1 pseudogene is annotated in these 368 nt (G+C 62.8%); it reads left to right on the top strand.

Annotated elements, in window-relative coordinates:
• Nucleotides 1–368, top strand: a pseudogene (locus AC1D1Y_RS26890) (AMP nucleosidase); the annotation flags it as partial.

Genomic DNA, 368 nt, shown 5'->3' with positions numbered 1-368 from the left:
ATCCAGCACCTGCGCCAGGCCATGCAGCGCTTTGTGGCCGGCGACGACAGCGCAGGCCATGTGCGGGCCTGTTACCCCTTGGTGCGCATCCACACAGACACCGTGTCCCGCGCACCTACGGCCGACAAATCCCTGTTGAGCTACGGCTTTGTGGCCGGCCCCGGCCGGTTTGAGACCACGTTAACCCGCCCCGACCTGTACAGCGGCTACTACCTGGAGCAGTTCAGTCTGCTGCTGCAAAACCATGGCGTCGAGCTGGAGATTGGCACCAGCAGCCAGCCCATCCCCGTGCATTTCTCGTTTGCCGAACACGATCACGTGGAGGGCAATATGTCAGCCGAGCGCCGCACGCTGATGCGTGACATGTT

The sequence above is a fragment of the Polaromonas sp. P1_G1 genome (genome assembly GCF_056405595.1).
The sequence above is the reverse complement of the archived record's forward strand: the minus strand, read 5'-3'. Positions and strand labels throughout refer to the sequence as shown.